A 12,892-nucleotide genomic window follows, 5' to 3' on the forward strand; every position below is an offset into this window, starting at 1 on the left:
TCCACGGAACAGGACCGCGGTGAAGAGCATTACGGGAGGGGCGCCGTGCGCGAGGTATGTGTCATTGGCGGAAACCGGTATTTCGGCAAGCGGCTCATCGCCAGGCTGACGGCCGCGGGAGACAGGGTCACCGTCATCAATCGCGGCTCGTCGGCGCCTCCCGCGGGAACGATTCATCTCGTCGCCGACCGCAATGACGAGAATTCCCTTGAGAAAGCGCTGGGTTCACGGACCTTCGACGTCGTCGTCGACCAGGTCTGCTACACACCGAGGCAGGCGGAGATCGCCCGCCGGGTCTTCGCGGGACGCACGCGCCGCTATGTGATGACCTCGACGGTCGAGGTGTACGAGTACGAGGACTCGGCGGAGCTCGTACGCGAGGACGCCGTGAACCCGCGTACGGTCCCCGTCGATCTCGAACTCCCCTGGGACGACCCGGAGTTCCTCGACACCCACTACGGCGAGGGCAAGCGGCAGGCCGAGGCGGTCCTCGCGGCCGACCCCGCCTTTCCGTACGTGACCGTGCGGGTGGCCCATGTCCTGGGCGGGGACGACGACTTCACGGGGCGGCTCGACCACTACGCCGAGCGGATCCGCGCGGGCGAGGCGATCGCCGTCCCTGCCACGAACCACCCGGCGACGTACATCCACGTGGAGGAGATCGCCGACTTCCTGGCGTGGGTGGTCGGCGAGGAGTTCACCGGGCCGGTGAACGCCGCGTCGCACGGGGTACTCACCACCGGGGAGTTGTGCGAGGCGCTGACCGAACACCTCCCGGGCGGGCGGACCGCGTTCCAGGCCGTGTTCCGGGCCGTCGAGGTCGGGGAGCTCTCGCCGTTCTCCTTCACGCGCTCGTACGGAATGGACAACACGCGGGCCGAGCGGCTCGGGTTCGCCTTCGGGAAGGCGCGGGAATGGCTGCCGCGTGCCGTGGCGGAGACGCTCGGGAAGGTGAACTGACATGCGGTACCGCACAGTTGGCGGGCTGCGGGTGAGTGCCGTCGGGCTCGGTGCGATGCCGTTGTCCATCGAGGGCAGGCCCGACGAGGCGCGGGCCATGGCCACGGTGCACGCCGCCCTCGACGCGGGCGTCACGCTCCTGGACACGGCCGACTCGTACCACCTGCCCGGTGAGGAGCCCGGGCACAACGAGCGTCTCGTGGCCCGCGCCCTCGCGACGTACGGCGGCGACACCGCCGACGTCCTGGTGACCACCAAGGGCGGGCGCGGCAGACCGGCCGACGGCAGCTGGACGGTGACGGGATCTCCCCGGCACCTGAAATCGGCGGCGGAGGCCTCGCTCAAGCGGCTCGGCGTGGAGGCGATCGGCCTCTACCAGCTCCACAAGCCCGACCCCGCCGTCCCCTTCGAGGACTCGGTGGGCGCCCTGCGCGACCTGCTCGACGAGGGCAAGATCCGCTACGCCGGCATCTCCAACACCGACACCGGCCTGATCCGCCGGGCCCACGCCCTCCTCGGCGACCGGCTGGTCTCGGTCCAGAACCGGTACTCCCCCGCCGTCCGGGACAGCGAGCCCGAACTGCGGCTCTGCGCCGAGCTGGGCCTCGCCTCTCTACCGTGGAGTCCGCTGGGCGGGATATCACGGAGCTCGCTGGACGGGCCGTCGCGGCTGCCGTCCAAGGACTCCGGCCACTCCGCCCCGGCCGGTGACGCCACCCGCCCTGGTCACTCCGTCCGGCCCGGCCGCGCCACCGGGCTCGATGCCTTCCACGCGGTCGCCCGTGAGCGGGGCGTCAGCCCTCAACAGGTCTGTCTGGCCTGGCTGTTGGCCCGCTCACCGGTGATCGTCCCGATCCCGGGTGCCAGCCGGCCCGGGACGATACGGGACTCGGCGGGCGCGGCTGATCTGGAGCTGACGCCGGAGGAGGTGGCGCGGCTGGAGGCGGCGCGGCTGAAGGCGGCGGGCTCCTGAGACCGCAGCGAAGCGCGCCCACGCCGAGACACACCCGCGTCGAAGCGCGCCCCCGCCGAAACGCGTCCGTGCCGCCCCTGCGCCGCTGCCGTACCTCCGCCACACCCCCGCTACGGCCGGAAGGACCGCCCGTCGTCCGGCCCCGGCGGGCGGGTCCCCGGCTGGTAGCGCCGGGGCCGCAGGCCCGGGACGGGGAACCCCCCGGGCAGGCGCGGCCCGTGCCGACCGTCCTCTTCTCCGGGACCTTCAGGGCCGTCCTCGTAGCGAGGGTCGTCCCCGTCCCGAAAACCGAAGTCGCCCTCGCCCTCCCCGTCGGCCGACGGCCAGTCGCCGTCCTCCTCCTCGTCGTCATCGGGGTCCCGCACCCCGAGAAGCCGCCGGGTCAGCCGGTCGCGGTCGGACAACAGCTCGTCCACCGCGGCCCGCACGTCCTCGGGTTCCGTGTGCTCCGCCTCCCGTTCCGCGGAGACGAGGACGGCCCTGCGTACGAGCTCCTTCATGAAGGAGGCCGTCGTGCCCTCCGTGCGGGCGACGACCTCTTCGGCGAGTTCCTCGTCGAGTCCGAGCAGCGAGCCGTAGAGACCGAGGAGACGGGCGCGGCCCTCCGCGTCCGGGAGCGGGATCTCGACGGCCAGGTCGACCCGGCCCGGGCGCTGCGCGAGCGCCGGTTCCAGCAGATCGGCCCGGTTGGTGGTGAGGAGGAAGGCCACGTCGGCGTCGTCTCCGAGGCCGTCCATCTCGTTCAACACCTGGAAGAGCAGGGGCTGTTCACCGCCGCCGTAGTCACGGGCCTCGGCGATCAGATCGCAGTCCTCCAGGACGACGAGCGCGGGCTGGAGCATACGGGCGAGCGCGCAGGCCGGTCCGATGGCGCCGATGCTCGTACCGGCGAGGACGACGATCGTGAACTCCGGCAGATGGGACAGCAGATAGCGGATGGTGTGGGTCTTGCCGGTGCCCGGCGGCCCGTACAGGAGAAGTCCGCGGCGCAGGTGCTGGCCGGCCGCGCGGAGGCGTTCGCGGCGCCGCGCCACACCCACGACCTGTCGCTCGACCCGCTCCAGGAGCCCCGGCGGCAGCACGATGTCGTCGCGGGTGAGCGCGGGCCGACGGTGGAAGCGGAACGGTCCGAGGCCGTGGCCGAACTCGGAGCCCTCGAAGGAGAGGATCTGCCCGCGGAAGATGCTGAGTTCGCGGACGAGTACGTCGATCTCGGCGAGCAGCCCGACCGCGAACTCCCTTTCCTTCGCCAGTACTTCGATCTCGACCTTGGCGCGTCCGTACTCGTCCGCAGGCCCGCGCAGCAGCACCGCGAACCGGTTCTCGCCGTCGCGCCCGAGGTAGAACCCGAAGGAGACACAGGCGAGTTCGTCGTCGGGGGAGACGGGCAGATGCGCGTAGTCGACCGCGCCGATCACGAACCGGTCGTAGCGGTCGGCCGATTCGAGGATCTCGCCGAGGGTCAGATCGCCGTGATGGGCGGACCCCCGCATGCCGACCAGCTCGTACGAACGCCCCTCGGCCACCTCGAACCAGCGCTCCAGCGCCAGATGCACGTTGGGCAGGTCGTACGCGGGATACGCGGCCTTGACCACCGGCTGGTCGCCGGGCGCCGAGCCGAGATGCCCGCGCAGCCGCTCGGTGAGGTTGCGCCCTTCGCCGCCCTCGCGCTTCGGGCGGGCGACCGCCTCCAGGAACTCCTCGAACAGTTCGCCGACCTGGTGGAGTGCCAGCGGTGATCGCACCTTGTCGTCACTCATGTGTGCCCCCGTGAGTTCCGGCCCCGCCGTGGAGGTTCCCGCCGTGGCGGCCGTGCCGTGTCCTCCAGCGTGGGCCCGGACTCACGGACGGGTCAAAGGGTTTGGCCCGCCCGGTCGCCGCGTGCCGAGTCGGCATTGCCGCGTACGACTTCGATCGTGCTCGTCCAGCTCTCGGCGGCGTGGCCGAGGGCGACGGTCCTGTCGTAGACCTCCTTGATCGGGCGGAGGGTGCTCACGTCGAGGCCGCGGTGTTCGGCCCACTCCAGGATGTGGCCCACGCCGGACGCCATCATGCCGAGGTTGGCGGCCTCGCCCGGGTGGCTGCCCGCGTCGACGTGCTGGGCGGCCTCGGCGGCGAGGGACGGCATGAAGGCGGTGATGGTGTCCAGATAGGGGGCGAGGTCCGCGGCACGCACCCCGTCGGCACCGGCGAGTGCGTACGCGTGCAGCAGGCCGGAGATCGATCCGTAGAAGTAGTCGAGCAGCGCGAGGTCGTAGACGGCGGCCAGCCCCTGGTCCTCGCCGAGGTGGGCGGGCTTGCCGCCCAGCGCCTTCAGTGCCGTCTCGTGCCTGTCGTACGCGGTCCGGGGGCCGCTGTAGAAGATCAGGGCCGGTGGCCGGCCCACCAGGTCCACCGGCACCATGATCGAGCCGTCGAGGTAGTCGATGCCGTGTTCCTGCGCCCAGGCGCCGGTCTTGCGGGCTCGCTCCGGCGTGTCCGAGGTGAGGTTCACCAGGACCCGGCCGGGCAGGTCTTCGGCTACGGAGTCGAGGACGGCCGTGGCCGCGTGGTGGTCGACCACGCAGATGACGACCAGTTCGGCGGCGCGTACGGCTTCGGCGGCGCCGGTCGCCCGGACCGCGCCCCTTGCGATGAGCTCGTCGTCCTTGCCGGGGGAACGGTTCCAGATGGTGGTGGGGTGGCCCGCCTTCAGGAACGCGGTGGCCAGGGCCTGGCCCATGGCGCCCAGGCCGAGGACTGCGACGGGGGTCTTTTCAAGGTCATTTGCCATACGGACCATGCTGGTCTTGGGCCCAACTCCCCACAAGTACGCACTAATTGCTCAGATACTGAGCAGAAGGTAAGTGGGTCACCCTGCGGGAACCGGTGGGTGGTGGGCGGGGCCCGGGGGGTACGGCTGGGACCGTGGCGGGCTGGTCGCGCAGTTCCCCGCGCCCCTTTACGGGGGCGTCCAGGCCGGAGCGTAAGCCTCGGGCCGTTGTGGGTTGCTCGCGCCGTTCCCCGCGCCCCTGACGGGGCTGAAAGGCCGGTGCGTAACCTCGGACCGTCGTGGTTGCTCGCGCAGTTCCCCGCGCCCCTTACGGGGCTGACAGGCCGGTGCGTAAGCCTCGCGCCGTCGTGGTTGATCGCGCCGTTCCCCGCGCCCCTTACGGGGCGCCTGAGGCCTGGTGGTTTTAGGGGCGCGGGGAACTGCGCGATCAGCCACCGACCGGCCGCGGGCTGCCGACCTCGCCCGGCCGGGTGAAACCGGCTGCAGGCTGCCGGTTTCATCCGGCCCGGCAAAAGCCACCGGCCGGTGGGCCCGGTTGGGGAGGACCGGGGCCACCGGCCGGTGGCCGGGGGAGTTGGGGACTTCGGGCTGTGGGGGTGTGAGCGGTGTGACCGGGCGGCTGAGCGACGGGGGATGCACCCAGCCGCCCGGGGTTCTGGGACGGGGCCCGGCCGGGAGGCTAGGCCTTCGCCAGGGTCTTGTCCTCCGGGTGGTCCGGGACCTCCGCCGGGGCGGGAGCGGAACCGTGGCCGTCGTCCAGGAGGGTCGTCTCGTCGAAGGGCAGCTGCCCCGCGAGCACCTGGTCGACGCGGTCCTTGTCGATCTCCTTGGTCCACGTACCGATCAGAACGGTGGCGACCGCGTTGCCGGCGAAGTTCGTCAGGGCGCGCGCCTCGCTCATGAAGCGGTCGATGCCGACGATCAGGCCGATGCCGTCCACCAGCGCGGGCTTGTGGGACTGCAGGCCGCCGGCCAGCGTCGCGAGCCCGGCTCCGGTGACACCCGCCGCGCCCTTCGAGGCGACCAGCAGGAAGAGGAGCAGCGGAATCTGCTCACCGATCGACATCGGCGTACCCAGGGCGTCGGCGATGAACAGCGAGGCCATGGTCATGTAGATCATGGTGCCGTCGAGGTTGAAGGAGTAACCGGTCGGAACGGTGATGCCGACGACCGGCTTGCTGACACCCAGGTGCTCCATCTTCGCGATGAGCCGCGGGAGCGCGGACTCGGACGACGAGGTCGACAGGATCAGCAGGAACTCACGGCCCAGGTACTTGAGGAACGTGAAGATGTTGAGCCCGGCCACGATCCTCAGCAGCGCGCCGAGGAAGATGAAGACGAAGAGGAAACAGGTGACGTAGAAGCCGAGCATCAGGACGGCGAGGCTCTTGAGGGCGTCCAGGCCCGCCGAGCCGGTGACCGCCGCGATCGCTCCGAAGGCACCGATGGGCGCCGCCCACATCACCATGGCGAGGATGCGGAAGACGAGACGCTGGATGTGCTCCACACCGCGCAGGATCGGCGCACCGGCCGAGCCCATGGCCTGGAGGGCGAAACCGGCGAGCAGCGCGACGAGCAGGGTCTGCAGGACCTCGCCGCCGGTGAAGGCGGAGACGATCGTCGTCGGGATGATCCCGAGCAGGAACTCCTCGGTGTTCTTGGCCTCGGTGACCTGCTCGTGGCCCGCGTCCTTGATCGCGTCGGTGACCGCGAGGCCCGTGCCGGGCTCCAGGATGTTGCCGACGACCAGGCCGATGGCGAGGGCGACGAACGACATGACCACGAAGTAGCCGAGCGCGATGCCGCCCACCGCGCCGACCTTGGCGGCCTTCCGTACCGAGCCGATGCCCAGCACGATCGTGCAGAAGATGATCGGCGAGATCATCATCTTGATCAGGTTCACGAAGCCGGTACCGATGGGCTTCAGCTCGACCGCGAAGTCGGGAGCGATCAGGCCCACGGCGATGCCGGCGGCCACGGCGGCGATCACCGCGATGTACAGGTAGTGGGTGCGGTCCCGCTTGGCAGCGGGAGCGGCAGGTGCCGTATTCGATGTACTGGTCACGGCTGCCCTCCTTGACGACGTCGTCGGCATCATCCGGCGTGCGGCTCACGTCCGGGGGTTGTCGGTGACTATCTCCCGCCTTGTGAGGGCCGTCACCCTTCCGTTCATTTAGTTCGCGCTTATCCGGAGGGGCAGACTGTTTGCATGCGCCTCCCCCGTGCTCCACGACCCCGCAGCCTGGCTGGTCAGCTGTTTGCCATGCAGGCCGTGCTCGTCGCGGTCGTGGTCGCGGGCTGTGCGCTCTTCACCTACATCAGTGACCGCAGCCAGGCCGAGGACGCGGCGGGCCGCCAGGCCATGGCGGTGGCCCGCTCGGTCGCGGACTCCCCGTCCGTACGGGAGGCGATCCGCACCGCCGACCCGACGAGGACGCTCCAGCCGTACGCGACGTCGGTGCAGCGTGACGCCCAGGTCGACTTCGTCACGATCATGAACCCCGACGGCATCCGCTGGACGCACCCCAACAAGGACCTGATCGGCAAGCACTTCCTCGGCAACACGGAGCCCGCGCTCCTCGGCCATCCCTTCACCGAGACGTACACCGGCACCCTCGGCGAGTCCGTGCGGGCCGTGACGCCGATATACGACGACGGCCGCATCGTCGGCCTGGTCAGCGCGGGCATCAAGGTCGACGAGATCAGTCAGCGGGTCGAGGGCCAGGTGCAGGCCCTGATCGGCGTCGCGGCGGCCGCCCTGGCCCTGGGCGCGGTAGGCACGTACGTCATAAACGCCCGGCTGCGCCGCTCCACGCACGGGATGAACGCGGCCGAGCTCAGCCGGATGCACGACTACCACGAGGCCGCGCTGCACGCCGTGCGCGAGGGGCTGCTGATGCTGGACGGGCAGTTCCGCGTGGCGCTGATCAACGACGGCGGGCGCGAGCTGCTCGACGTGACCGACGACGTGGTGGGCCGCTCGGTGGCGGACATCGGCCTGCCCACACCGCTGACGGGGGCGCTGCTGTCCGGGGAGCCGCGCGTGGACGAGGTGCATCTCACCGAGTCGCGGGTGCTCGTCGTGAACACCTCGCCGGTGTCGGGCGGCGAGCGACGGGGCACGGTCGTCACCCTGCGCGATGTGACCGAACTGCAGTCCCTGATGGGTGAGTTGGACTCCGAGCGGGGTTTCACCACGGCCCTGCGCTCGCAGGCGCACGAGGCGGCGAACCGCCTGCACACCGTCGTCTCCCTGATCGAGCTGGACCGGGCCGAGGAGGCCGTCGACTTCGCCACGGCCGAGCTGGAACTGGCCCAGGCGCTGACCGACCAGGTCGTCGCGGCGGTCAGCGAGCCGGTGCTCGCCGCGCTGCTGCTGGGCAAGACGGCCCAGGCGAACGAGCGCGGCGTCGAGCTGCTGGTCTCCGAGGACAGCAGCATCGACGACGGCCTGCTCCCCGAGTCCCTGCCCTCCCGTGACCTGGTGACGGTCCTCGGCAATCTGATCGACAACGCCGTGGACGCGGCGCAGGGCTCGGTCGGCGCCCGTGTCACGGTCACGGCGATCGCGGACGCCGAGGAGCTTGTCCTGCGGGTCGTCGACACCGGGGCGGGCGTGGACCCGGCCCACGCGGAGGCGGTCTTCCAGCGCGGCTGGTCCACCAAGCCCGCCGGGCCCGCCGGGCGGGGGCTGGGCCTGGCCCTCGTACGGCAGGCGGTGGCCCGGCACGACGGGACACTGACCGTGACGCAGGCCCCGGGCGGCGGTGCGTCCTTCGAGGTGCGGCTGCCGCTGCCGACGGCGGGGCGGGGGAGGACTAAGGTCCACGCCGGGCCCGAGTCCGGGTCAGGGGCCGTGGACGGGGCTGGGGACGGGTCCGGCGGCGGTCCTGGGCTCACGCACGAGCCCGAGCCCGAGCCGACGCCGCACGGAGGCACCGTATGAGCACGCCTTCCCCCTCGCGGGACATCCGCGTCCTGGTCGTCGAGGACGACCCCGTCGCGGCGGACGCGCATGTCCTGTACGTGGGGCGGGTGCCCGGTTTCACGGCCGTCGGCAAGGCCCACACGGGCGCGGAGGCCCGGCGGGCGCTGGACCGCATGCCCGTGGACCTGCTCCTCCTGGACCTCCACCTGCCGGACGTGCACGGGCTGCAGCTGGCCCGTTCGCTGCGCGCCGCCGGCCATCACGCGGACGTCATCGCGGTGACCTCGGCGCGCGACCTGACGGTGGTGCGGGAGGGGGTGTCGCTGGGAGTGGTGCAGTACGTACTGAAGCCGTTCACCTTCGCCACCCTCCGTGACCGTCTGGTGCGCTACGCCGAGTTCCACGCGGCGGCCGGCGAGGCCAGCGGCCAGGACGAGGTGGACCGTGCCCTCGCCACCCTCCGGGCCCCCGGTCCGGCGGCCCTGCCCAAAGGACTGAGCGCCCCCACCCTGGAGCGGGTCACCCGCGCCCTGCGCGACTCCGACGAGGGCCTGACCGCGACGGGCGTCGCCGAGGCCGTCGGCATCTCCCGGATCACGGCCCGGCGCTATCTGGAGCACCTGGTGGACGCGGGAAGAGCGGGGCGCAGCCCGCAGTACGGGCAGGTGGGGAGACCGGAGTTGCAGTACCGGTGGGTGAAGGGCTAGCCGAACACCCCGGCGTACAGCACGACTTGCACCGCCGGCCCCGCCATTGCTCCGAGCACGGACGGCAGCAACTGCCCTGTGGTGACGTCCTGTTCCGGCACGTCACGATCCCCTTCCGGATGCCCGGCACACCCCGCCGGGCGGGTCCCTCAGCAGTACCTTGAGTGTGCGCGGCCATACGCACTGTGTCGGACTGATCATGCAAAGTCATTGACCTGGCTGGACCAGCCCTCTTAGGTTCTCGTGCAGCCCAACCCGGCCACAAAGACGTCGGCCAGCAGGAGGTTGTACCCGTGCGCCCCACAGCCGTTCCACTTCTCCTCGCCACCCTGCTCACCGCCACCGCGCTCAGCGCCTGTGGCAGCGACTCCGGAAGTGATCCGGACACGGTGAAGATCTCCTTCAAACAGTCGACGGACAACTCCATCAAGGTGATGGACACGTATCTCGCCGACATCAAGGAGCAGTTCGAGAAGGCCAACCCCGGCAAGAGGGTGGAGCTCGTCCCGATCAAGGCCCCGGACTCGGAGTACTACACGAAGCTCCAGCAGATGCTCCGCTCGCCGAAGACGGCCCCTGACCTGGTCTACGAGGACACGTTCCTCATCAACTCCGACATCACGAGCGGATACCTCAAGCCGCTGGACCCGTACCTCGCCAAGTGGGACGACTGGAGCCAGTTCATAGACACGGCGAAGGAGGCGGCGCAGGCCGAGGACGGGAAGACGTACGGCGTCCCCGACGGCACCGACACCCGGGGCCTCTGGTTCGACAAGGCCATCTTCAAGAAGGCCGGGCTCCCCGCCGACTGGCAGCCGGCGAACTGGGCGGACATCCTCGACGCGGCCCGCGCGATCAAGGCGAAGGTCCCCGGCGTCATCCCCATGAACATCTACACGGGCAAGCCCGCGGGTGAGGCGGCCACCATGCAGGGCTTCGAGATGCTCCTGTACGGGACGGCAAGCGGGGCCAACGAGAGTCCCCTCTACGACCCGGCGTCCAAGAAGTGGATCACGGGCAGCCAGGGCTTCAAGGACTCTCTCGAGTTCGTCGAGACGGTCTTCAAGGAGAAGCTCGGCCCGGACGTCTCGGACGCCCTCGACCCCAACATCGCGACCAGGGTCCGCGGCGAGTTCCTCCCCGAGGGCAAACTCGGCATCAACCTCGACGGCTCCTGGCTCCCCCAGGACTGGCTGGAGGGCAGCGGCCACGAATGGCCGGAGTGGTCCCAGAAGCTGGGCCTCGCCTACATGCCGACGCAGACCGGCCAGGCGCCGAGCAAGGTGAGCATGTCGGGCGGCTGGACCTGGGCGATCCCGAGCAAGGCGTCCAACCCCGACCTGGCCTTCGACTTCATCAGGACGATGCAGACGAAGGAGAACGCCCAGAAGTGGTACATCGCCAACTCCGGCATCTCGGTGCGCACGGACGTGGCCGAGGACCCGGAGTACGTGAAGGCGCAGCCCGGCATCAAGTTCTTCACGGACCTGGTGGCCAGCACGCACTACCGCCCCGCGTATCCCGCGTACCCGAAGGTCTCGACGGCCATCCAGGAGGCGATGGAGGGCGTGACGACGGGCGACAGTTCGGTCGAGGAGGCGGCGAAGAACTACGACGAGGAGCTGAAGACGGCCACGGACAACCAGGTCATCGAGAAATGACCGGGGCTCGACAGCACCGGAGGCGGGGCCTGGCCCGGCCGCACCGGAAAACGACCGGCCGCACCAGGGGATGAGTGAGAAATGATCGACCGCTCATGACCTCCGCACCTCCGGCGGGCCCGGGCGTGGTGAAGACCGCGCCGGGCCCGGCCGCCCCACTGCCCCCGCCGGCCGGCCGCCGCGATGTCCGCCGTGCCCTGACGCGCGCGCTGCCCGTCTCCCCCGCCGTCGTGCTGCTGCTTCTGTTCCTCGCCGGCCCGATCGCGTACTGCGCGTACATCGCCTTCACGGATCTCCAGCTCACCGGCCAGGCCGAGTCGTCGTTCATCGGCTTCGACAACTTCAAGGCCGCGTTCAAGGACGACGCGTTCCTCAACGCCGTATGGCTGACGCTGGTGTTCACGGTGCTGAGTTCGCTGATCGGCCAGAACACGCTGGGCCTGACCCTGGCCGTACTGATGCAGCGCGCGTCGAAGCCGGTCCGTACGGTCACCGGCGGCATCGTGATCGCCGCCTGGGTGCTGCCGGAGGTCGTGGCGGGGTTCCTGCTGTACGCCTTCTTCCGCCGCGAGGGCACGCTGAACGCCGTGCTGGACTGGCTCCATCTCCCGTCCCAGAACTGGCTGTTCACGCTTCCGATCCTCGCGGTGTCGTTCGCGAACGTCTGGCGGGGGACGGCCTTCTCGATGCTGGTCTACTCGGCGGCCCTGAACGAGATCCCGAAGGAGATCACGGAGGCCGCCGAGGTGGACGGCGCGGGCGGCTGGCGGCGGATGTGGCACATCACGCTGCCGATGATCCGCCGTTCCATCGGTACGAACCTGATGCTGAACACCCTCCAGACCCTCTCGGTCTTCGGTCTGATCTGGGTGATGACGAGAGGCGGCCCGGGAAACCGCAGCCAGACGCTCCCGCTCTTCATGTACGAACAGGCCTTCCAGAAAAGCATGATCGGCTACGGGACGGCCGTGGCCCTGCTCCTGCTGGTGGTCGGCTCGCTCTTCTCCCTGGTCTATATGCGCCTGCTGCGGACGGAGGTCTGACATGCCCGGCAGTACGACTCTCGCGACCCGCCGCAACAGCCGCCGTTACGCCGCCGACGCGGGCCTTCTCTTCGTGGCGGCCGCGTTCGTGCTTCCCCTCGCCTGGGTCCTCCTCTCGTCGGTGGACCCGAAGGCCGACCTGAAGGTGAAGGTCCCGGACGGCGTCACCCTGGACAACTTCGACGCGGTCCTGAAGCCGGACATCACGTTCACACCGCTGCTCAACAGCCTGATCCTGTGCGGCGGGGCGACGCTGCTGACGGTGGTGTGCGCGGCGTTGGCGGCGTACCCGCTGTCCCGCTTCCGCTCCCGCCTGAACCGACCCTTCCTCCTCACGATCATCTTCGCGACGAGTCTGCCGATCACGGCGATCATGGTTCCCGTGTACGCCCTGTTCGTTCAGGTCGACCTCATCGACACGATGCAGGGCACGATCTTCTTCTTCGCCGCGTCCCAACTGCCCTTCGCCATCTGGCTGATGAAGAACTTCATGGACGGCGTGCCGAAGGAGCTGGAGGAGGCGGCCTGGACGGACGGCGCGTCCTCGTTCCAGTCCCTCCTGCGGATCGTGCTGCCGCTGATGGGCCCTGGCGTCGCGGTGGTGACCGTCTTCTCGTTCGTCATGATGTGGGGCAACTTCTTCGTCCCCTTCATGCTCCTGCTGACCCCCGACCAGATGCCCGCGTCGGTGAGCATCAACGACTTCTTCGGAAACCGCGGGACGGTGGTCTACGGACAGCTGGCCGCGTTCTCGATCATCTACTCGACGCCGGTGGTTCTGCTGTACGTGCTGGTGGCCAGGCGGTTGGGCGGGGGGTTCGCGCTGGGCGGGGCGGTCAAGGGGTGA

At 70.0% G+C, this 12,892-nt stretch carries 10 protein-coding genes; 7 read left to right on the plus strand and 3 right to left on the minus strand.

Annotation, left to right across the window (positions count from 1 at the left end):
- Nucleotides 1–45 precede the first annotated feature (45 nt).
- Both JEQ17_RS15360 and JEQ17_RS15365 read left to right on the plus strand, forming a co-directional pair.
- Complete coding sequence (locus JEQ17_RS15360; RefSeq protein ID WP_234048211.1) at nucleotides 46–960, plus strand: NAD-dependent epimerase/dehydratase family protein; 915 nt, start codon at nucleotides 46–48, stop codon at nucleotides 958–960.
- 1 nt (nucleotide 961) lies between these two features.
- Complete coding sequence (locus tag JEQ17_RS15365; RefSeq protein ID WP_200395785.1) at nucleotides 962–1,933, plus strand: aldo/keto reductase; 972 nt, start codon at nucleotides 962–964, stop codon at nucleotides 1,931–1,933.
- A gap of 110 nt (nucleotides 1,934–2,043) precedes the next feature.
- Here JEQ17_RS15365 and JEQ17_RS15370 read toward each other — a convergent pair whose 3' ends face one another.
- From JEQ17_RS15370 to JEQ17_RS15380, 3 genes are all read right to left on the minus strand, one after another.
- Nucleotides 2,044–3,693, minus strand: coding sequence for an AAA family ATPase (locus JEQ17_RS15370; RefSeq protein WP_234048212.1), 1,650 nt, complete (start codon nucleotides 3,691–3,693; stop codon nucleotides 2,044–2,046).
- A 92-nt stretch (nucleotides 3,694–3,785) separates the two neighbouring features.
- Nucleotides 3,786–4,706 (minus strand): NAD(P)-dependent oxidoreductase, encoded by a 921-nt coding sequence (locus tag JEQ17_RS15375; protein WP_200395786.1) that lies wholly within the window; start codon nucleotides 4,704–4,706, stop codon nucleotides 3,786–3,788.
- Between the two features lie 679 nt (nucleotides 4,707–5,385).
- Complete coding sequence (locus tag JEQ17_RS15380) at nucleotides 5,386–6,771, minus strand: cation:dicarboxylate symporter family transporter (protein WP_200395787.1); 1,386 nt, start codon at nucleotides 6,769–6,771, stop codon at nucleotides 5,386–5,388.
- A gap of 144 nt (nucleotides 6,772–6,915) precedes the next feature.
- Between JEQ17_RS15380 and JEQ17_RS15385 the strand changes: the two genes are divergently transcribed.
- The 5 genes from JEQ17_RS15385 (at nucleotide 6,916) to JEQ17_RS15405 (ending at nucleotide 12,892) form a co-directional block, all read left to right on the plus strand.
- Nucleotides 6,916–8,652: a sensor histidine kinase gene (locus JEQ17_RS15385; RefSeq protein ID WP_200395788.1), complete on the plus strand. Its 1,737-nt coding sequence runs from the start codon at nucleotides 6,916–6,918 to the stop codon at nucleotides 8,650–8,652.
- The gene (locus JEQ17_RS15390; protein ID WP_189845582.1) at nucleotides 8,649–9,341 is read left to right on the plus strand and encodes a response regulator; all 693 of its coding nucleotides are present in this window, start codon (nucleotides 8,649–8,651) and stop codon (nucleotides 9,339–9,341) included. Before JEQ17_RS15385 ends, JEQ17_RS15390 begins: the two co-directional genes overlap by 4 nt.
- A 293-nt stretch (nucleotides 9,342–9,634) precedes the next feature.
- Nucleotides 9,635–11,002, plus strand: coding sequence for an extracellular solute-binding protein (locus JEQ17_RS15395; RefSeq protein ID WP_200395789.1), 1,368 nt, complete (start codon nucleotides 9,635–9,637; stop codon nucleotides 11,000–11,002).
- A 95-nt stretch (nucleotides 11,003–11,097) separates the two neighbouring features.
- On the plus strand, nucleotides 11,098–12,045 hold the full coding sequence (locus tag JEQ17_RS15400) for a carbohydrate ABC transporter permease (RefSeq protein ID WP_200395790.1): 948 nt from the start codon (nucleotides 11,098–11,100) through the stop codon (nucleotides 12,043–12,045).
- A gap of 1 nt (nucleotide 12,046) precedes the next feature.
- Nucleotides 12,047–12,892 (plus strand): carbohydrate ABC transporter permease, encoded by an 846-nt coding sequence (locus tag JEQ17_RS15405; protein WP_200395791.1) that lies wholly within the window; start codon nucleotides 12,047–12,049, stop codon nucleotides 12,890–12,892.

This window comes from Streptomyces liliifuscus, from assembly GCF_016598615.1.
GTDB lineage: Bacteria > Actinomycetota > Actinomycetes > Streptomycetales > Streptomycetaceae > Streptomyces > Streptomyces liliifuscus.

Coding starts and splice junctions, on each gene's coding strand:
- JEQ17_RS15370 (WP_234048212.1), bottom strand. CDS start 3,693: ATGAGTGACGACAAGGTGCGATCACCGCTGGCACTCCACCAGGTCGGC.
- JEQ17_RS15385 (WP_200395788.1), top strand. CDS start 6,916: ATGCGCCTCCCCCGTGCTCCACGACCCCGCAGCCTGGCTGGTCAGCTG.
- JEQ17_RS15400 (WP_200395790.1), top strand. CDS start 11,098: ATGACCTCCGCACCTCCGGCGGGCCCGGGCGTGGTGAAGACCGCGCCG.
- JEQ17_RS15405 (WP_200395791.1), top strand. CDS start 12,047: ATGCCCGGCAGTACGACTCTCGCGACCCGCCGCAACAGCCGCCGTTAC.
- JEQ17_RS15375 (WP_200395786.1), bottom strand. CDS start 4,706: ATGGCAAATGACCTTGAAAAGACCCCCGTCGCAGTCCTCGGCCTGGGC.
- JEQ17_RS15390 (WP_189845582.1), top strand. CDS start 8,649: ATGAGCACGCCTTCCCCCTCGCGGGACATCCGCGTCCTGGTCGTCGAG.
- JEQ17_RS15365 (WP_200395785.1), top strand. CDS start 962: ATGCGGTACCGCACAGTTGGCGGGCTGCGGGTGAGTGCCGTCGGGCTC.